We start from the raw sequence: 20273 nt of genomic DNA on the forward strand, positions 1-20273 counted from the left end.
CCGGACGATTTCGTCAAGCCAAAGCGTATAGAATGGGGATGTGCCGGATAGACCGGTTACATCCTGGCGAGCGTGCCCATGCGCCGCAAGGCGTGGATCTGGTCGTCGAGCGTCGGCACCAGCTCGCCTTCATCCATCGCAGCCGTCGCGTCGGGCTCCCTGGCGGTCTCCATTTCATTGAAGACGATGGTGCAGTTGCGGCCCGCGCGCTTGGCAGCGTAAAGTGCGCGGTCTGCAAAGGAGACCAGCCGGTCCCAACTGACGGTGTCACGCGGCATGATCGCGACGCCGATGCTGACCGTCGCCGGTACCAGCGAGCGGCCGGCAAGCAGGGGCACGCGGCAGAAATCGGCGCGGATGGTTTCCGCCAGCGCTTCGGCCTGCGATTGCTCGTCTATCGGAACGAAGGCAACGAATTCCTCTCCGCCCATTCTGCCGAATGCGCCGGTGCGAGGCACGAACTGACGGGCGATGCGGGCAAATTCGACCAGAACCGCATCGCCTGCCTGGTGGCCATGGCGGTCGTTGATCTTCTTGAAATGGTCGAGATCGAATAGCAGGGCGGCGAGTTTCTGTGGCCGTTGTTGCTCTTCGCCGGCAAGGATCTCGTAGCTTTCCTGGAGTCCGCGCCGGTTCAGAACTCCGGTCAAAGTATCGGTGATGGAAATCGCCCGCCAGCGTCGCTCGGCGCGCTCCATGAGAAGCTTGCCGTTGAGAATGATGGCCACGATGATCAGCAGTGCATAGCCGAGTGCCATGTAACCGCGATAGATCATCGCCTGTTCCAATGGCGGGGCCACCAACACCATCCAGAGAGCTGAGCCGAAGCAGAAGCAGGCGAGTGTCACGAAGACGATGCCGAGCTGCCCGCGCGCCGGCTCGCGCCGGCCGTCAGCCGGCTGGACGGCGAAGGCGAGCAGGGTCGCGCCGACGGCGCCCGCGAGATCGTAGACGATAATGCGATTGACGAAACTATCGGTGACCCAGGGCAGGCTGACGCCGATCAGCCAGAGCACGGGGGGCAGGAATGCCGACCATTCCAGCTTGCGTTTGTCCATTATGCGGAAACCGACGATCCAGGCGCTTTCGCCAAGCAGCCCGACGGCATTGCCGATCTGGATCGACCAGATGTCGGGGATGACGCCGCGAGCTGCCACGAGGGCGAAACCTGCGGCGCTGACGGTGAAACCCAGAGCCCAGATCAGATAGGCGGGGGATTTGCGGTCGTGCCGCCAGGCAAGGAGGAGGACGGTCGCCAAGGTGATGGCTTCCGAACACCAGATGGTGAGGCCTGTGGTCATATTCAGCACGATCGGACGTCTCCGCTATTTTTGGCCGTCGACGCAAGCAGCACGACGATTTCCGCGATCGGTTCATCCTTGCCCAATAAGATGGCAAGTTCCTTAAATGAGTTGGTAAATTTTGCCTGTGGTGGAGATCTCTGCCTAACGGGCACGGACCTTCATGCTTCCTTCACCTTGCGGCCGCGAATTGTAGTGGGTAGCGGATGGTGCGTCGCTACGGCGTCTTGGCATTCGAGGAGCCGTGGTTAGAAATGCTTTGTGAACGCTTCGTGGGGCACTAGTGCTTTTTGACGTTATGCTTTCGGGCGTCTTGAAGTGCAGGGCAGGGACACTCTATGTAGGAGTAAAGGATTTTTACTCCGATTCCCGGCGTCTCCGTCGCCGGGGCAAGTTTGATAAAGGACGCACATGAGAAATCCAGTCGATACAGCTATGGCTCTGGTGCCGATGGTTGTCGAGCAGACCAACCGCGGGGAGCGGTCTTACGACATCTATTCCCGCCTGCTGAAGGAACGCATCATTTTCCTGACCGGACCGGTCGAAGATCATATGGCGACGCTGGTGTGCGCCCAGCTTCTCTTCCTTGAGGCCGAAAACCCGAAGAAGGAAATCGCGCTCTATATCAATTCGCCGGGCGGTGTCGTGACCGCCGGCATGGCGATTTACGATACGATGCAGTTCATCAAGCCGGCCGTTTCGACGCTCTGCATCGGCCAGGCTGCCTCGATGGGATCCCTGCTTCTGGCCGCCGGCGACAAGGACATGCGTTTCGCAACGCCGAATTCCCGCATCATGGTTCACCAGCCTTCGGGCGGCTTCCAGGGCCAGGCTTCGGACATCGAGCGCCACGCGCGCGACATCATCAAGATGAAGCGCCGTCTCAATGAAGTTTACGTGAAGCATTGCGGCCGGACCTATGAAGAGGTCGAGCAGACGCTCGATCGTGACCATTTCATGTCCTCGGATGAGGCCAAGGAATGGGGTCTGATCGACAAGGTGCTGACGTCGCGTACTGAAATAGAAGGTGAAACCGCCTCGTGATTATCCACTAGGCGGTGACTTCTACGCCACAGTTCTATCCCATTTGTGATCGAATAGGGGTTTAATGTGGAGCGGAACGCGGTAATAGTACGCATTAATGCTATGTAGCGTTTTTGTGACATAGCATTCGGCATTCGAAGGGGGATTCGTTGCCACGCAGTCCGGTTTGGTTGCCTGGCCTGCGTTCAGTACCCTGAAGGGCGCCGCGATCTGCAAACGAGGGGCAGGTCCGGCGGGCGCATAGAGTGGACCGCGATTTCGATCTGGAAATTTGCGGCGTGCTGGAAGGAAAGTGATATGAGCAAAGTCAGCGGCAGCAACGGCGGCGACTCAAAGAACACGCTTTATTGTTCGTTCTGCGGTAAGAGCCAGCATGAAGTCCGGAAGTTGATTGCCGGACCGACCGTATTCATCTGCGACGAGTGCGTCGAGCTATGCATGGACATCATCCGCGAGGAAAACAAATCCTCGATGGTGAAGTCTCGTGACGGTGTTCCGACCCCGCAGGACATCATCAAGGTTCTGGACGAATACGTCATCGGCCAGCGGCAGGCGAAGAAGATCCTCTCCGTTGCCGTTCACAACCATTACAAGCGTCTCGCTCACGCATCGAAGAACGGTGACGTCGAGCTGGCGAAGTCGAACATCATGCTTGTCGGCCCGACAGGCTGCGGCAAGACCTATCTTGCCCAGACGCTCGCCCGCATCATCGACGTTCCCTTCACCATGGCCGATGCGACGACGCTGACCGAGGCAGGTTACGTCGGCGAAGACGTCGAAAACATCATTCTGAAGCTGCTGCAGGCTGCCGACTACAACGTCGAGCGTGCGCAGCGCGGCATCGTCTACATCGACGAAGTCGACAAGATTTCCCGCAAGTCGGACAATCCGTCGATCACGCGCGACGTGTCGGGCGAGGGCGTGCAGCAGGCGCTTCTGAAGATCATGGAAGGCACGGTGGCTTCCGTTCCCCCGCAGGGTGGCCGCAAGCATCCGCAGCAGGAATTCCTGCAGGTGGACACGACCAACATCCTCTTCATCTGCGGCGGCGCTTTCGCCGGCCTCGACAAGATCATCTCCGCCCGCGGCGAGAAGACCTCAATCGGCTTCGGCGCGACCGTCAAGGCGCCGGATGACCGCCGCGTCGGCGAAGTGCTGCGCGAGCTGGAGCCGGAAGATCTGGTGAAGTTCGGCCTCATCCCGGAATTCATCGGCCGTCTGCCCGTTCTGGCGACGCTGGAGGACCTCGACGAGGATGCGCTGATCCAGATCCTGTCCGAGCCGAAGAACGCGCTGGTGAAGCAGTATCAGCGCCTGTTCGAAATGGAAGACGTCGAGCTGACCTTCCACGAGGATGCGCTGCGTGAAATCGCTCGCAAGGCGATCGTCCGCAAGACGGGTGCTCGTGGCCTGCGCTCCATCATGGAGAAGATCCTCCTCGACACCATGTTCGAGCTGCCGGCCCTGGAAGGCGTGCGCGAAGTGGTCATTTCCGAGGAAGTGGTTCGCGGTTCCGCCCGTCCGCTCTACATCTATGCTGACCGGCAGGAGGAAAAGGCCAACGCAACGGCCTGATCCATCATCCGTGATCACGAATCGGGGGCTCGTCATCGACGAGCCCCTTTCTGTTTGAAAAATCGTACAGTTTGCTGATAAAGTCTTGGATAAGCTTATTGGAATGCCGTCGGAAGCGGTTGTGAAGAGCCCCTGCTGCAGCCATGATGGCATGATTCTGGAGCATTAGGCTGACAGGGTGCGGGCCTGGCGTTTTTTCTTCGGATTTTAGCGTCGCCGGCAGTGTTGGAGTTGCCTGGCTCTGGTGTTTTGTTGTTGCGTTCCTCCTCGCGAATACGCGGGATCGTCGTCTTATGGCGGGCGTTTCCTGTGACTTGAAATAGGCAATGTGAAGCTCCACTTGTTTACCAAGTGAGAGAGCCGGCTAAATCCCCCCAGCCGGCAGAGAGCCCGGGAACGGGACGACGGAAAGGAAATGACATGAGTAAGAAAACGTCTGCGACACACGACAGCATTGCCTATCCGGTACTGCCGTTGCGCGACATCGTGGTCTTCCCCCACATGATCGTGCCTCTGTTCGTCGGACGGGAGAAATCCATTCGCGCGCTGGAAGAGGTCATGGGTTCGGACAAGCAGATCATGCTGGTCACCCAAATCAATGCCAGCGATGATGATCCCGCGCCGGACGCCATCCATAAGGTCGGTACCGTTGCAAATGTCCTGCAGCTGCTGAAACTGCCCGACGGCACCGTCAAGGTGCTGGTGGAAGGCCGTGCGCGCGCAGAGATCGACGAATACACCGGTCGTGAAGACTTCTACGAAGCCCTCGGCCATATCCTGCATGAGCCGGAAGAAGACCAGGTCGAGCTCGAAGCTTTGAGCCGCTCGGTCGTTTCCGAATTCGAGAGCTATGTGAAGCTCAACAAGAAGATCTCGCCGGAAGTGGTTGGCGCTGCCAGCCAGATCGACGATTATTCGAAGCTGGCTGATACCGTTGCATCGCATCTGTCGATCAAGATCACCGAAAAGCAGGAGATGCTGGAAACCACCAGCGTCAAGGCTCGCCTGGAGAAGGCGCTCGGCTTCATGGAAGGCGAGATTTCGGTTCTGCAGGTCGAGAAGCGCATCCGCTCGCGCGTCAAGCGCCAGATGGAGAAGACGCAGCGCGAATACTATCTGAACGAGCAGATGAAGGCGATCCAGAAGGAGCTCGGTGACGGCGAGGAAGGCCGTGACGAGATGGCCGAACTGGAAGAGCGTATCTCCAAGACCAAGCTGTCGAAGGAAGCCAAGGAAAAGGCCGATGCCGAGCTGAAGAAGCTCCGGCAGATGAGCCCGATGTCGGCCGAGGCGACCGTGGTGCGCAACTACCTCGACTGGCTGCTGGGCATCCCCTGGCACAAGAAGTCGAAGGTCAAGGCTGATCTGAACAATGCCGAGAAAATCCTCGAAGCGGATCATTTCGGCCTCGACAAGGTCAAGGAGCGCATCGTCGAATATCTGGCCGTCCAGGCTCGCGCGACGAAGATCAAAGGCCCGATCCTGTGCCTCGTCGGCCCTCCGGGTGTCGGCAAGACCTCGCTCGCCCAGTCGATCGCCAAGGCGACCGGCCGTGAGTATGTCCGCATGGCGCTTGGCGGCGTTCGCGACGAAGCCGAGATCCGCGGTCATCGCCGCACCTATATCGGCTCGATGCCCGGCAAGGTCATCCAGTCGATGAAGAAGGCAAAGAAGTCCAACCCGCTGTTCCTGCTCGACGAGATCGACAAGCTCGGCCAGGACTATCGCGGCGATCCGTCTTCGGCCCTGCTTGAGGTGCTGGACCCGGCGCAGAACTCGACCTTCATGGATCACTACCTGGAAGTCGAATACGACCTGTCGGACGTGATGTTCATAACGACGGCGAATACGCTGAATATTCCTGCGCCGCTGATGGACCGCATGGAAATCATCCGTATCGCCGGTTACACCGAAGACGAAAAGCGCGAGATCGCCAAGCGGCACCTGCTGCCGAAGGCCATCAAGGAACATGCGTTGCAGCCGAACGAGTTTTCGGTCACCGACGGCGCCCTGATGGTCATCATCCAGCAGTACACCCGCGAAGCCGGCGTGCGTAACTTCGAGCGCGAATTGATGAAGCTCGCCCGCAAGGCGGTCACCGAGATCATCAAGGGCAAGGTGAAGTCGGTTGCCGTCACGGCTGAGAATGTCCCGGACTATCTCGGCGTGCCGCGCTTCCGCCATGGTGAAGCCGAGCGCGACGATCAGGTCGGTGTTGTCACCGGTCTCGCCTGGACCGAAGTCGGCGGCGAGCTGCTGACGATCGAAGGCGTGATGATGCCGGGCAAGGGCCGCATGACGGTCACCGGCAACCTGAAGGAAGTCATGAAGGAATCGATCTCGGCGGCGGCGTCTTACGTCCGCTCGCGCGCTGTCGATTTCGGCATCAAGCCGCCGCTCTTCGACAAGAGCGACATCCACGTGCACGTGCCGGAAGGTGCGACGCCGAAGGATGGTCCGTCGGCCGGTGTCGCCATGGCAACCGCGATCGTCTCGATCATGACCGGCATCCCGGTTTCCAAGGATGTGGCCATGACGGGTGAAATCACGCTGCGCGGCCGTGTGCTGCCGATCGGCGGCCTGAAGGAAAAGCTGCTCGCAGCACTGCGTGGCGGCATCAAGAAGGTGCTGATCCCGGAAGAAAACGCCAAGGATCTGGCGGAGATTCCGGACAACGTGAAGAACAGCATGGAAATCATCCCCGTGTCGCGCATGGGCGAGGTAATCAAGCACGCGCTTGTTCGCCGTCCCGAGCCGATCGAATGGGATGGCACCGTCGAAACGCCCGTGATCGCAACGGTCGAAGGCGTCGACGACGTGGGTTCTACCATCGCTCATTGAGCCCCTTCGCCTCAATTCTGTCGAATTGACGTAAATGGACGAAAAGACCGGCATTTTTGCCGGTCTTTTTTTGTGAAAAGCGTATGGCAACGCTTGCTTTTCCTTGATTTGCAGGGCTTTTGGGGTTGCGGCGGGTAAGAGCATTGCTATTTTGCGCCCCGCTTACTGATAAGTCGTTTCATACCAGAGAAAGGGGTGGAAACATGAACAAGAATGAGCTCGTGTCCGCAGTGGCCGAGAAGGCCGGTATCACGAAGGCTGACGCTGCTTCCGCTGTCGACGCTGTTTTCGATACTGTCCAGGCCGAACTGAAGAAGGGCGGCGACATTCGCCTTGCTGGTTTCGGCAGCTTCACCGTTTCCCACCGTGCAGCCACCAAGGGCCGTAACCCGTCCACCGGCGCCGAGGTCGATATTCCTGCCCGTAACGTACCGAAGTTCACGCCCGGCAAGGGCCTGAAGGACTCGGTCAACAGCTAATTCGTTTTCACCCGCTGCGAGGCTTTAGCCTTGCGGGTGGACAAGATTGGGGCCCGCAAAAGCGGGCCCTTTTTTATGGTCTCATGTCGCATTATGCTCTGAAAGTTCAATACTGGGCCGGGCGAGTAGTTGACAGGAGATGCGAATATTCGCGACGTCGTCAAAGCGGGTGGCTCCAGCGCGCGCAGATGGCCAACGATATGATGGCCTCATTTCTTCAAGAGGATGTGCGTGGCTTTCGCCGTCGCCTCGTGGGCGGTGACATGAAAGCCGAGCGAAGGCAGGTCTATGCCGGCAAACATTGTCTCGCCTTTCCCGAGCAGGACTGGCGAAATGGCATAGTGTATCTCGTCGACCAAGCCCGCCTGGAGATATTGGCGCACCGTGCTGACACCGCCGCCGATCTTGATATCCTTGCCTCCTGCTGCGGCCTTGGCCTGCGTGAGCGCCTCCTCGATCCCGCCCGTGACGAAATAAAAGGTCGTACCACCTTCCATGACGATCGGCTCGCGCGGATAATGGGTCAGGATGTAGGTCGGTGCGTGATAGGGCGGATTGTCGCCCCACCAGCCTTTCCAGTTTTCATCGGGCCATTCGTCGCGAATGGGGCCGAACATATTGCGGCCGAGGATGAAGGCACCAAAACCGGTATTCGCCAATGCCGCGTATTTCGCATCGGCACCTTCGGTTTCACCCTCTTTGCCGAACATCGCCTGGAATGTCTGGGTCGGGAAAAACCACTCAAACAATTCCGGCCCGCGCTTGCCCAAGGGGTCATTCAGGCTTTGCTCCGGTCCAGCCCCGAAGCCATCGATCGAGAGCGAGAATCCTGCAACACGAACTTTCGACATGCCGTCCTCCATCTAATTGCAATTTGCAACTGGTTGTGTGGTAGCATGGCTCGTCCTACATTGCAATCGATTCACCAAAGGAAGCGAATATGGATATCGAGCGGCGGTCGGGGTGCCCGATCAACCTGACAATGGAAGTGTTGGGGGATCGCTGGAGCCTGATCGTCATTCGGGACATCATGTTCGGCAATCGCCGGCATTTTCGCGAACTGCTCAATCGGTCCGAGGAGGGGATTGCCTCCAATATACTTGCCGCGCGCCTAAAGCGTCTCGTTTCACTCGGCTTGATCACCAAACTGGACGATCCCAGCCACAGTCAGAAGGCGATTTACAGTCTGACGGAACCGGCGATTCAGCTTGTGCCGATGATCGCCATGATCGGCGCCTGGGGCAGGAGGCATCTGCCCGTCAGCGAAGACCTGAGCATCCGCGCCGAACTTCTTGAAAAAGGCGGACCGGCCCTTTGGGACGACTTCATGAACGATCTTAGAAACATTCACATTGCGGACCCGATCGGCGGAGCAAATGGGAGTGTCACATCGCCCGTCTTGATAAGTCTTACAAACGCCTTTCTCGAGGTCCGCGCAAAAATGGAACGCAAAGAGTGAGATCGTTTTACGCCGCTAACGGCGGAATGCTCCGGTTCGATGACTGTGCGCAGGAACCGGAGTGTCCGCCAATCGTACCAAATAGTAGCAAGACCGTTTCTTTGCCCGGCGGCGTCAGAGCAGCGTCCGGCCGCCGTTGACGGCAAGTTTCTGGCCCGTGATGAAATCCGCCTTGCTCGATGCGAGAAAGACGACGGCGTCGGCGATGTCTTCCGGCTTGCCGAAATGGGCCATCGGCGTCTGCGCGAGATAACCATCCTTCGCTTGCTGGGACGCATCGGCATGACGCTCGACCGGAATCCAGCCAGGCGCGATGAGATTGACGGTGATGCCTTCCGGCGCGAGCTCTCTCGCCCAGGAGCGCGTCATCGACAGCATAGCGCCCTTGGCGGCAGCATAATTGCCGAAATTCGGATTGCCGAGCTCCGCCACTTCGGAACCGATGTTGATGACGCGGCCCGACTTGCGCGCCCGCCAGTCCGGCAGCACGGCTTGCAGCAGTTCCAGCGGCGCCTTGACGAAGAATTCGAGCTGGTCGAGGTAGGTCCGCCAGGATTGCTCCATGAGCGGCATTTCCGGCTGAGGGCCTGTGGCGTTGTTGACGATGAGATCGACCGGTCCGAGCGATGCCCTGATCTTTTCCAGACCGTCCGCAAGCTGGTCCTTGTCGATCACGCTGAATTTTGCGGCATAAGCCTGCCCACCACGCTGCCGAATGGTATCGACGATCTTCTCGGCCCCCTGAGTGTCGCTCGCATAGTTGACGGCGACGGCCCAGCCAACCCCGGCAAGCTCCAAGGCGATCACCGCACCGAGACCGCGAGAGGCGCCCGTTACCAGCGCTACTTTCATGACATTCCTCCTGGGCCTGTCCGGCCCCTTTTCCTCAATGGCATCAAGCTTGGGCAGTGGCATATTGATGCTGTCTCTGCACCTACGGAACAATATGCCCATGGTGGCCGAAAGCATGTTCCGGCCACCCATTTCAGATATGGATGTTACCAGCGATGATGAACATGCGGCGCGATCAGGCGCTCGTAGATCTCGCGCGTCGCCGCCATGACATCGGCGGAGAGCGGAGCGAGATCGGCTGCAGCCGCATTGGCCTTTGCCTGCTCGGCATTGCGGGCACCGGGGATGACGACGGTGACGGCATCGTTCATCAGGATCCAGCGCAGCGCAAAGGCCGCCATGCTAGCGCCAGCCGGAACCAGCTTGCGCACTTCTTCTACCGCCTGGAGACCGACTTCGAACGGCACGCCGGCAAAGGTCTCGCCGACATCGAAGGCTTCGCCATGGCGGTTGAAATTGCGGTGGTCGTCGCTGGCGAACTGCGTGTCACGGGTGATCTTGCCGGAGAGCAGGCCGGAAGCCAGCGGCACGCGGGCGATGACGGCCACGTTCTTACGCTTGGCTTCCTTGAAAAACAGGTGGTCGGGACGCTGGCGGAAGATGTTATAGATGATCTGGATGCTGAGCACGCCCGGATACTCGATCGCCTTCAGTGCTTCCTCAACCTTTTCGACGCTGACGCCGTATCCCCTGATCTTCCCGGCCTTCTGCAACTCGTCGAGCCCAGCGAAAACCTCCGGTCGATAGAGAGCTTCGGTCGGCGGGCAATGAAGCTGGACCAGATCCAGGCTTTCGGCGCCGAGGTTCTTCAGGCTGCGATCGATGAAGCCTTCGAGATTGGCCTTGGTATAGCCGTCGGCCACATGCGGGCTCAGCCGTCGGCCGGCCTTGGTCGCCACCATTGGACGCTCACCGCCGCGCGCCTTCAGGACATCGGCAATGATCTTTTCCGAGCGGCCATCGCCATAGACGTCGGCGGTGTCGATGAAGGTCATGCCGGCATCGAGGGCGGCGTTCAGCGCTGCGCGGCCATCGGCCTCGCTGACATCGCCCCACGCGCCGCCGATCTGCCAGGCCCCGAAGCCGACATCCGTCACGATAAAGGGCGTCCGTCCAAAAGCATGATGTCTCATGAGAAGTCTCCTCTCTTTCATTCGTAAGATGATAGCGCAGTAGCAGCCGCCCGACAGGGCCACAAGCGCACATTGGCGATCGAGGATCGCAATCGCGTGACCCAGGAATAGATAGCCCGGATCTGCTGACGAAACCATTGGATGAAGGCGTCGACGCGGTATTCATGGCGCCTCTGTTTCCTTAAAAGGAGAGACCGGAATCTGACCGCTATCGGAGCCCATGCCCTCTTTCAGCTTCATCCATGCCGCTGATCTGCACCTTGGCAGCCCGTTTCAGGGGCTGGCCTTGAAGGATGCCGCCGTCGCTGCGGTCTTCGTCGAAGCCAGCCGCAAGGCCTTCTCCACGCTTGTCGGCTTGGCGATCGAAAAGCGCGTCGATTTCTTCGTCATTGCCGGCGATGTCTATGACGGCGACTGGAAGGACAACAAGATCGGCCTGTTCTTCAATCGCGAGATGGCACGGCTGGAGCGCGCGGGCATTCCGGTCTACCTGCTGCGCGGCAATCACGATGCGGCAAGCGTCATCACCAAGACCATCACCTTGCCGCCAAACGTTCATGAGTTTCCGACCAGCAAGCCGGGAAGCGTCCGGCTGGAGGCGCTGAAGGTGGCGCTGCATGGCCAGGGCTTTGCCGAGCGCTCGGCCAACGACAATCTGGCGATCACCTATCCCGCACCCGTCTCCGGCTGGTTCAACATCGGCATTCTCCACACCTCGCTCACCGGCCGCGAGCCGCACGCGCCCTATGCGCCGTGCTCGGTCGATGATCTGCGCTCGCGCGGCTATGACTACTGGGCGCTCGGTCATGTGCACGACTTTGAAGTGGTGGCACAGGACCCGCTCGTCATTTTTCCTGGCAATCTGCAGGGCCGCAATATTCGCGAGCGCGGCGCCAAGGGCGCGGTGCTGGTGACGGTCGAAGACGGGCGGATCGACCATGAACGTCTGATCGTCGATGAGGCGCGTTTCGCGCAAGTCGATATTGTGGTTGGACCGGAGGACGATCAGGCAGCGATCCTGCGTCATGTGGAGCAGGCGGTGCAGCCTTTGGTCGATGACATGGCGGGGCGCATGACCGCATTGCGCGTACGGCTTTCCGGGGTAACGCCGCTGCAGGGCTCGATAGCTGCCAATCGCCAGCAATGGCGTGACGAGGTGGAGGCCGCTTGCCATCGCGTGCATGAGGATATCTGGCTGGAAAAGCTCGAACTGAAGCTGGAAGCGCCGCCGGAGAAAACCGCGGATGCGGACGGCGCTCTGGACCTGCATCAGCTTCTGGCGGAGCATGCCGGTAATGCCGGTAATGCCGATATTGCCGCCGAAGCCGGTCGGCTGGTCGACGAGATCGCCGTGCGTCTGCCGGGCGGCCTCGGTGCGACGGAACAGCCGCTGGACGACAGCATGGAAGCCCTCATCGAAGAGGCGCGGCAACTGCTGCTGGCGCGCGGGCAGGGAGCAGCCTGATGCGCTTTACCCGGCTCGATATTCTCCGCTATGGCGCGCTGACCGATCGCGCAATCGATTTTCGCCCCGGTGCGCGGCTGCATGTGATCTATGGTCCGAACGAGGCGGGCAAATCTTCGGCTCTGAGCGCGATCTCCGATCTTCTCTTCGGCTTCCCCACCGCCGCCGAGCAGAGCTTCTTGCACGAACCCGGAACATTGCGGATCGGCGCCGATATCAGCGCCCGCGATGGCGCAAAGCTGAATTTCCGCCGCCGTCGCGGCCGCAAGGGCACGCTTCTCGCGCCCGACGATAAGGAGACGCCACTTGCCGAGGATGCGCTTTCGCCCTTCCTCGGCAATCTCAGCCGCGATGTCTTCGAGCGCGCCTTCGGTCTCGATTCGCAGCGACTGCGGCAGGGCGCGACCGCCATGCTGCGCAGCGGCGGCGAGATCGGCAGCTTATTGTTTTCCGCCGCTTCCGGTCTGACTGGTCTGTCCCGCCTGCGCCAGTCGCTGGAAGCGGAGGCCGACGGCATCTATGCGGCCAGACGCTCGAAGGATCGCGGCTTCTATCGGGCTCTCGACCGCTACGAAGATGCGCGCAAGGCAGAGCGGGATAACGAGCTGAAATCCGGCGACTGGAAGAAGTTGCTTGCCGAAGCGGCCGAGCTGGAGACGGAGCTGGAACGTCTGCAGGCGGAGCGCCGCGGCACGCGCGAGGCGCTGGATCGGCTTAAGCGGTTGAAGACCCTGCAGCCCCTGTTATCGGAAATCGATGCGGAAACCCTCGCACTCGATAACCTTTCCGATCTCGCCGCGATCCCCGATGGCTTTGCCGACAAGCTTGAGCAGAATCTGCGCGATAAACAGACGAGCGAAGAGGAGCTACGGCGGGCTCGGCAAGCCGTTCTGCGAGCGGAGGAGGATCTCTCGCGTATCCAGGTGGATGAAACGCTGTTGCAGATGTCGGGCGATATCACGCAGCTCTTTGCCGATACCGGCAACTACCGTGCCCAGCGGTATGATCTGCCGCGTGTCGATCAGGAGCTCGCCGGTTACGACACGACGCTTTCGCAGCTCGCCCGCCGTCTCGGTCTTGCTGAGGCCGAGCTGGAACGACAGCAGCCGAGCGACATCGATCGCGCGCGTCTGTCCGAACTGGTGGAGCAGGGCCGGCAGCTTGCGCGGCAGATGCAATCGCTTGCCGAACAATCCGACAGCGAGCGCAAGCAGCTTACCGCTCTGGAGAGGGACAGCCTCAACGGGCGGCTGATCGATCCGAGACCCTATACTGACCAGCTTGAGGCTTTGGGCGGCGACCTCTCCGCCTTGGCTCGCCTCGATGGGCTGGAAACCCAGATACGCCGCACCGAGGCCGATCTCCATGAGGCGGCCGGACGACTGCAGCCACCGATCGGTGACATTGATATATTGTTCGCGGTACCGCTGCCGGAAGCGACGGAGATTACGGGATATCGTGATGCGATCGATGCCGCTCGATCGAAAGTGCGCGACGCTACCGGCAAGCTTCAGACCTGTGATGAGCAGCTGGCGGAGATAGAACGAATCCTCGCGGATGCCGAGCGCACCGGGCCGGTTGTCACGCGCGAGCAGATCATTGCCGCGCGCGAAAGCCGTGATGCGCAATGGTCGTCCGTCCAGGAAAAGTGGAAGGGCGACGCGGCCCCGGAAGCGAAGATTCTTGCGGAATTGACCGTCAGTGTGGCCGAGGCGGACCGTCTGGCCGATGCCGCCCTGAGCGATGCGGATCGTGTCGCGCGCCACGCCGACTATCGTTTGCGGCAGGCACGTCTGCTGCAGGAGCGGGAGGAGGCTTCCGGTCGGCTCAAGGGCTTCGAGAAGGCACTGAAGGATGCACAGGAAGCCTTCGCAGCCCTTTTCGAGCCCTGCGGTATCGATGCGCTCGATCCTTCGACGATGCTCGAGTGGCGGCGCGGAGTAGAGCTGCTGCGGCGCGAGCGCAAGGCTTTGCGCGATCTGCTTGATCAGCGCGACGAGAATGCGCTAGCGGAAGGCCGCGTTTTGCCGGCCCTGCAGGATATCGTCGAGGCAACCGGCTATAAGAGCGGCCGCCTTCCGCCGGCAGCGATTGCGGAAGGTCTGCGCAAGCATCTGCGCCTTCTGTCCGAACGCTGGAGCGAAAGCCGCACGCGGGAAGGGGAGATCGGCGCGGCGCGTGAAAGACTGGCCCGGTTCGACGACCAGCAACAGAGCTTGGAACGGCAGCACACCGATTGGCGCGGCGCATTCGCCAAGGCCGTGGAGCTGCTCGGTCTGCCATCCGACACGACGCTGGACATGGCGAATGCCGCCTTGAAGGCATGGCAGGAACTGCCCGATGTCCTGGCGGAGCGCGAAAACCGCCTGCGCCGGGTCAACGGCATGCGGCGCGACATGGCGGATTTCGAGCGGCGACTGGCGACCCTTGGCGCCAATAGCGGCTATGAGCTGGATCATCTGCCGCCGGATGCTGCTGCCGAGGCGCTGCACACGCGCGTCAACGCCATGCGGGGCGAACTGAAGAAGCGCGACGGCCTGGAAGAGGAGCGCCAGCGCGGGGAAGGGCTTGTAGTCCGCCAGGAGGCTGCGCTTGCCGCCATCGCCGCCGGTCTAGGCGAACTGACCGCCGAGATCGGCGGTGTCGAAGATCTGCCGGCACTCCTCTCTCGCCTGCGCGAACGCATGCGTCTGACCGCGCGGCTCATCGAAAGCCGAGATCGTTTCCGTCAGCAGGCCGACGGCAAGGCCGAAGACGAACTCCGCGCTGAGCTAGCCGGCTTCGAACGCGTTGCGGCCGATCTCGAAATCGAGCGATTGACCGAGGAAGATCAGCGGCAGTTCGCCGTGCACGGCGAACTTTCGGCGCGGCTGGCGGAGAATCGCCGGCAACGACAGGCGCTGGAAACGGGCGCCAGTGCCGAATACGCAGTTTTCGAGAAGCTGTCGGCCGAGCAGGAGGCAAAGGATCTCGCGCGGCAATGGGTCGTGCTGAAGATTGCGGTCCGCATGCTCGCCGGTTCGATGGAGGCCTATCGCGAGAAGCAGGCCGATCCCGTCATCCGGCGTGCCGGCGAGCTGTTCTCGCAGTTGACGGGTGGCCGCTTTTCCCGCCTCGTCGAAGCCCATGATGAAAGCGACGCGCTGCAGCTGCTGGCGGAACGTGCGGCCGGCGAACGCGTGCCGCTCGACGGTCTGAGCGAGGGCACGGGCGACCAGCTTTATCTCGCCTTGCGGCTGGCATTCCTCGAGGATTATTCCGCCCGCAACGAGCCGGCGCCGTTGATCGTCGACGACATCTTCCAGACCTTCGATGACGAGCGCGTTCGGGCCGGTCTGCAGGTGCTGGCCGCAACGGCCGATCGCTTCCAGACAATCCTCTTTACCCATGAGAGAAGCGTGGTCGACATTGCCAAAAGCGAGATCGGCAAAGATCTCGATCTGATACAGCTCTGACCGAGCCCGCTTCAGACAGCGTCAGGCATCAAGGGGATGTGCAGTTGCGTCGGCACCACGATCTTCGGGTCTGACTTGTCGCGGCCATAGGCCGGATTGAGCGCGCGGTCGATGAAACCCTGCGTGGCGTGGAGCCGGCGCAGGTTCTGCTTTTCCTGCTCGAAACGCTTTTTCCGCTCGCCGGATTTGTCCGAACCGCGCGACAGCGATTCATGGTGATAAAGACAGGCAAAGGGCGTCCAGACGATGCGATAGCCGGCTTTGTGCGCCCGCAGACAATAATCCACGTCATTATAGGCGACCGCGAAATTCTCCTCGTCGAAGAGGCCGATTTTCCGTAGGCAGTCCCCCGAGATCAGCATCACCGCTCCGGTCACGCATGTCATGGTGTTGCGCACATGCAGCCGGTTCATCGGTCCGCCGAATTCCTTCGGCTTGTTCATATACCAATGACCGGCAAGTCCGCCAAAGCCAACCACCACACCGGCATGCTGCATCTTGTCATTGGCGAAGAGCAGTTTGGCGCCGACGATGCCGGTCCTGTCATAGGCGAGGCAGGAGACCATCTCCTTCAACCAGTCCGCTTCGATGACCTCGACGTCGTTATTCAGGATGAGATAGTGCTCCCCCGTCGCTGCTCTCAGGCCGCGATTGACCGAGCGCGAGAAGTTGAAGGCTTCCGGTGTTACAGTTGCAGAAAATCGCGGCTCGCTCTGGCGGTAGCGCTCGTAGAGATCGAGGACAGGTTGATCCGTGGAGCCGTTGTCGATGACCAGAACTTCGAAATTCGGATAATCCGTCTTTTCAAAGAGATCGCCGAGGATGCGCGAAATCAGATCGAAATTGTTTTTGCTCGGAATGATGATCGAGACTTTCGGCCACGCGTGCGGGGCTTCGAAGATGATCCGGTGCAGCGTGTTGGTGAGGGCACCCTCGACGGCGATCGTCTGCTTCAGCCGCTCAAATCGTTCGACCAGTGCCTTCCTGGCGTTCGTGGTGGCGGCCTCCATGAAGTTGCGGGAAAAGGTCTTGCCATTGCGGCGCCACCAGTATGCCGGGTAGGGCAGGTGGAGGACGCTCTCCTCGGGGACGCCCTCCAGATAACGCAGCAGCAGATCGTAATCCTGCGAGCCGTCGTAGCCCATGCGGAGATAGCCGATCTCCCGAAGGCGGCTGTGGCGGTAGACGGAAAAATGGTTGATGTAATTGACGCCCGTCAGCAGCACGGAATCATAGGCCGGCTTCAGCATGACGCCGGTCGGCTTCAGGACGTCGTCGACCACCAGTTCGTCCGTATAGAGGAAATTCGCGCCTTGATTTTGCTCCAGCGTATGCCGGATGAGCTTGAAGGCATGCGGTGCGATGACATCGTCATGATCGAGAAAGGCAATCCATTGCCCCCGTGCTTGGGACAGACCCGCATTGGTGGCGGCCGCGATGCCGCCGTTGCGCTCATTCAGCACAAAGCGGATATTGTCTTTCGATTGCCGGCTCTGATACCACTGCCCTGTTTCCGGCGACGTCGAGCCATCATCGCTCAGGATGAGCTCGGTGCCTGTTTCGCCCTGTTCTTCGAAGGATTTGACGAGGTCGTCCAGATAGCGGGGCGGTGCATTGTAGACCGGGACGACGACGCTCAGCCAGGTTCCGGCCGTTGCGGATACCGGTGCCGTCTCCAGTGCGGAGGCAAGCCCATAGCTGGCGTCCGCATATTGCACGGTCAGACTTGCGGCGCGTCGCCCGAAGCGAAGCTTGGGTAATTTCATCCAATATTGGGGTAGCTTGCCGAGATCGACGCGCTTGGTTCGTCCATCCGGTTCAAGAAGAGTCGAAATATATGCCTCGGCCGATTTTTTGGACGCAAAGGCCCTGACGGCGAACTGGAACGTCGTCGGGAAGCTGGCCGGATCGGCGCGCAGGGCGCAGATGGAGCCGACCGAACCGATGTCGGCGGTGATGACGAAACGATGCCCTTCCGGAAGGGAGACCGTATCCTTCTCTCGGAAGCCGTAGCCGCGATTGATATAGAATTTGGGATCTAGAGGCTCGTCGATCGCGACTATATGGATGACGACCAGCTTCTTTCGCATGGGCGCAAACCTGATCTCGAAAGCCGGATCATCCCCCAGGGATTTCCATAGGCTGAGATCGGCGTCAGCGGAGATTTCCCGTTCGAGATCGGCGTTTGGTATAATTTTGAGTGTCATCGAAATATTGATTTCATCCACATGCGAGCAGAGACATTGCCTGCGAAATTCCTGGCCTAGCCCGCGCCGCTTAGAGGTTCAAAACGTATGCCTGGAAATGTCGGACTGGCGTACAGCCGCATTTTCTCGATCGAATGTCGCGTAGCATCGCGGGCAGAAAGCCGCTGCGCGCGGTCGCCGATGAGCAAGCCGATAGCGGCAAGCCACTCGTCGGCGGTATTGCCGATGTGAAGTTCCCCGGCAACGGCGCATCGTTCGAAAATCGGGCATCGGGAAAATATGGCTGCTGCCCGCAGGCGGCTGATGTCGATCCGCTTGGTATCCGAGCGGCTCGCATTGGTCTTTCCGGACAGAAGAGGAGCCAGAGCGATATCGGCTTGATGATGCGCTGTCTTTGCGAGATAGGCCGGCCAGGGGAGTGGCGGAATGATCGTCATTCTCGTCGGGTCGATCCCTTGCAGAGCCCAGCGTCGGGCGAGAGTGCCGGCGGCAAACACCTCGAAATGCAGGTTGCTGTGTTTTTCCATCGCGGCTTTGACGATCGGCATGAGGAACTCGTGTTCGCGACGATGGACGCCGGTGGCATGGTAGACCATTCTCAGCGGCGCGCCTCCGTCATCCCCGGCATTGACCACGATTTCTGCTGCATCCGCTGGAAGCGGGGGCAGGATATCGATCCGATGGCTTCTCATCGCGAGCGCGTTTGCCAGGGGTTCGGTCGAGGTCCAGACATGGGTGAGGAGCCTATTGACCCTCGGCATTGGGCGAACCGCCAATTTGATCAGCCTGAACTTATAGAGCCAACCGGCTTCGTTACCTGTCACGACCGCGGGAATGTCGTCGTCGACGAAATAGGCGACCCCGGCCAGCGTGCCTCGTCTTTCTTCCAGCCAGCGCAATTGCGGCTGCTTGATGTAGCGGCAAATGATGACGAAGAGCCCGTCGCTATCGACAGCGTCGAGTGGGTCGTCGAGGCCCTTCATGATGACCGGAATATGGCCAAGTGTCTTGGCCCGCTCAGCAAGATAGTAGCTGAAGCTCGGATTGGGATGGCGCGACAAGATGAGCAGACGTCTCGCAACGCGCTCACCATCTTCCTCCGGCGCACGGGATGGCCGTGGTCTTGGAAGCAATTGATAGACGATATCGCGCAAAACTTGCATGGGGCTTCCGCGCAAAATCACGCCAGGCGACTTCGGAGATTTGCGAGGATGCCGAAAACAGCACCCCAGGCAAGAAGCGTCACGCCCAGGATTCCGCTGATCCAGAGCGCCCGCTGGGGATACTCCGCCTCGTCGGGCAGGCTGGGCGCCAGGAACGTATCGAGGTAGAGCAGCTGCTGCTTGCTGACGAACTTGACCTGCTCCAACGTCTTCATGCTCGTGGCAAATTGCTGCTCGGCAAGGCTCTGTTCCAGTTCGCGCTGTGACATATCCACGGAAACGTCCGCGAGATTCTGCTCGGATTTGTTCTGCCCGGCGACTTGGCTGTTGAGCTGATCGATCTGCTTCTGTCTGCTGTCGATCTCGCGTTTCAACACGCGCATCTGCGGTGCATCGGCGGAGACAGTTCCAAGCAGCGCATCATATTTCTGCTGAAGCTCTATCCTCTCCTTCTGCACGGATGATATCAAGTTGGTGATAACGGCCGACGATCCCGCGACGCTGAGGACGCCTGTCTGGTTGCGCGCAATCAAAAGCTGATCTCGCGCCTTCTGCAGCTGATCCCTAGCATTGTCGAGATTCGCCTGGGCGGTTGCGATGACGTCACGCCAGATGCGGGTGTTGACGTCGTTGACGACGACCTCAGACGCGGCGACAACCTCGCGCAATACCTTCTGGGCATCGGCCGCGGTGAAAGCGCGCGCCTTGACCGTCACGATGCCGCTGTTGGCATCGATTTTGATCGAAACCATGTCTTCCCAGTAATTGAGCAGCTTTTCCGAACTCGCATCCTTCTTCAGGCGCGCAATCCGATCGATCGAGTCGCTACCGTAGATCTTTTGGAAGTCGACCCTTTCCTCGAGCGCGGTAACCATGTCCTTGCTCTTGATGAAGTTGGTGACGATCAGGGTGTTCTGGACGATTTGCGCCGGAGGCAGGCCGGTCACCTTGGTAATCTGATTGCTGCCGAGTGCGGGCGTGGAGGTGCGGACCGTAAAGCGCGTTTCGGATTGATACTGATCGGACGCGACGAGGGTAAAATAGTAGATCGAAGCGATATTGGGGACGACAATCAGCAGAAAGGTCGATGCCAGCATGGCCTTGCCGATGATCTGCTGCATCGGCCGCGGCCGCAGGCCGACAGCCTTGAACAGCTGGCTGCGCCTCGATGTCGAGAAGCGCAGCTTCCGCGCAGTCACCGACAGATTCGTGGCCACGTTCCGGCTATGCTCCGTCGCGCTGAGCTGAAGCGTTTTTGGCGCGTTTTCGGTGTCATGAGCCATATTGGGCCTTGCCGTC

General features: G+C 60.1%; 14 protein-coding genes. 7 read left to right on the plus strand and 7 right to left on the minus strand.

Features of this window, described 5'->3' with window-relative positions; genetic code table 11:
• Positions 1–56: 56 nt before the first annotated feature.
• Positions 57–1301, minus strand: a complete 1245-nt coding sequence (locus tag GA0061103_RS11015; RefSeq protein ID WP_245304740.1) for a GGDEF domain-containing protein — start codon at positions 1299–1301, stop codon at positions 57–59.
• Between the two features lie 411 nt (positions 1302–1712).
• On the opposite strand from GA0061103_RS11015, the gene clpP reads away from it, so the two are divergent.
• The 4 genes from clpP to hupB all read left to right on the plus strand — a co-directional run bounded on the left by clpP (position 1713) and on the right by hupB (position 7240).
• The gene (gene clpP, locus GA0061103_RS11020) at positions 1713–2345 is read left to right on the plus strand and encodes an ATP-dependent Clp endopeptidase proteolytic subunit ClpP (RefSeq protein WP_015339477.1); all 633 of its coding nucleotides are present in this window, start codon (positions 1713–1715) and stop codon (positions 2343–2345) included.
• Between the two features lie 297 nt (positions 2346–2642).
• Positions 2643–3920, plus strand: coding sequence for an ATP-dependent Clp protease ATP-binding subunit ClpX (gene clpX, locus GA0061103_RS11025; RefSeq protein ID WP_047627083.1), 1278 nt, complete (start codon positions 2643–2645; stop codon positions 3918–3920).
• Positions 3921–4340: 420 nt separating this feature from the next.
• Positions 4341–6761 carry an endopeptidase La gene (gene lon / locus GA0061103_RS11030; protein WP_092710847.1) on the plus strand — a complete coding sequence of 807 codons (2421 nt, stop codon included), beginning with the start codon at positions 4341–4343 and terminating at the stop codon, positions 6759–6761.
• A 203-nt stretch (positions 6762–6964) separates the two neighbouring features.
• Complete coding sequence (hupB, locus tag GA0061103_RS11035; RefSeq protein ID WP_015339480.1) at positions 6965–7240, plus strand: DNA-binding protein HupB; 276 nt, start codon at positions 6965–6967, stop codon at positions 7238–7240.
• A gap of 209 nt (positions 7241–7449) precedes the next feature.
• Here the strand turns inward: hupB and GA0061103_RS11040 are convergent, their stop codons facing one another.
• Positions 7450–8091 (minus strand): dihydrofolate reductase family protein, encoded by a 642-nt coding sequence (locus GA0061103_RS11040; protein ID WP_092711254.1) that lies wholly within the window; start codon positions 8089–8091, stop codon positions 7450–7452.
• A gap of 89 nt (positions 8092–8180) precedes the next feature.
• Here GA0061103_RS11040 and GA0061103_RS11045 point away from each other — a divergent pair, with 89 nt between their 5' ends.
• The gene (locus tag GA0061103_RS11045; protein ID WP_092710850.1) at positions 8181–8699 is read left to right on the plus strand and encodes a winged helix-turn-helix transcriptional regulator; all 519 of its coding nucleotides are present in this window, start codon (positions 8181–8183) and stop codon (positions 8697–8699) included.
• Between the two features lie 114 nt (positions 8700–8813).
• On the opposite strand, the gene GA0061103_RS11050 is transcribed toward GA0061103_RS11045, so the two are convergent.
• Positions 8814–9551 (minus strand): SDR family oxidoreductase, encoded by a 738-nt coding sequence (locus GA0061103_RS11050; RefSeq protein ID WP_092710853.1) that lies wholly within the window; start codon positions 9549–9551, stop codon positions 8814–8816.
• A gap of 146 nt (positions 9552–9697) precedes the next feature.
• On the minus strand, positions 9698–10684 hold the full coding sequence (locus GA0061103_RS11055; protein WP_092710856.1) for an aldo/keto reductase: 987 nt from the start codon (positions 10682–10684) through the stop codon (positions 9698–9700).
• Positions 10685–10904: 220 nt separating this feature from the next.
• Between GA0061103_RS11055 and GA0061103_RS11060 the strand changes: the two genes are divergently transcribed.
• Both GA0061103_RS11060 and GA0061103_RS11065 read left to right on the plus strand, forming a co-directional pair.
• On the plus strand, positions 10905–12149 hold the full coding sequence (locus tag GA0061103_RS11060) for a metallophosphoesterase family protein (protein WP_092710859.1): 1245 nt from the start codon (positions 10905–10907) through the stop codon (positions 12147–12149).
• Positions 12149–15604 carry an ATP-binding protein gene (locus tag GA0061103_RS11065; RefSeq protein ID WP_092710862.1) on the plus strand — a complete coding sequence of 1152 codons (3456 nt, stop codon included), beginning with the start codon at positions 12149–12151 and terminating at the stop codon, positions 15602–15604. Before GA0061103_RS11060 ends, GA0061103_RS11065 begins: the two co-directional genes overlap by 1 nt.
• Before the next feature lie 11 nt (positions 15605–15615).
• On the opposite strand, the gene GA0061103_RS11070 is transcribed toward GA0061103_RS11065, so the two are convergent.
• From GA0061103_RS11070 to GA0061103_RS11080, 3 genes are read right to left on the minus strand one after another with little or no spacing between them, the layout of a single operon-like run.
• Positions 15616–17811 (minus strand): glycosyltransferase family 2 protein, encoded by a 2196-nt coding sequence (locus GA0061103_RS11070; RefSeq protein WP_092711256.1) that lies wholly within the window; start codon positions 17809–17811, stop codon positions 15616–15618.
• Between the two features lie 56 nt (positions 17812–17867).
• Positions 17868–18974 (minus strand): hypothetical protein, encoded by a 1107-nt coding sequence (locus tag GA0061103_RS11075; RefSeq protein WP_092710865.1) that lies wholly within the window; start codon positions 18972–18974, stop codon positions 17868–17870.
• Between the two features lie 17 nt (positions 18975–18991).
• Positions 18992–20191, minus strand: coding sequence for a KpsE/RkpR family capsule polysaccharide export protein (locus tag GA0061103_RS11080; RefSeq protein WP_245304723.1), 1200 nt, complete (start codon positions 20189–20191; stop codon positions 18992–18994).
• Positions 20192–20273 lie beyond the last annotated feature (82 nt).

The sequence above is a fragment of the Martinezella multihospitum genome (assembly GCF_900094585.1).
Classification (GTDB): domain Bacteria; phylum Pseudomonadota; class Alphaproteobacteria; order Rhizobiales; family Rhizobiaceae; genus Rhizobium; species Rhizobium multihospitium.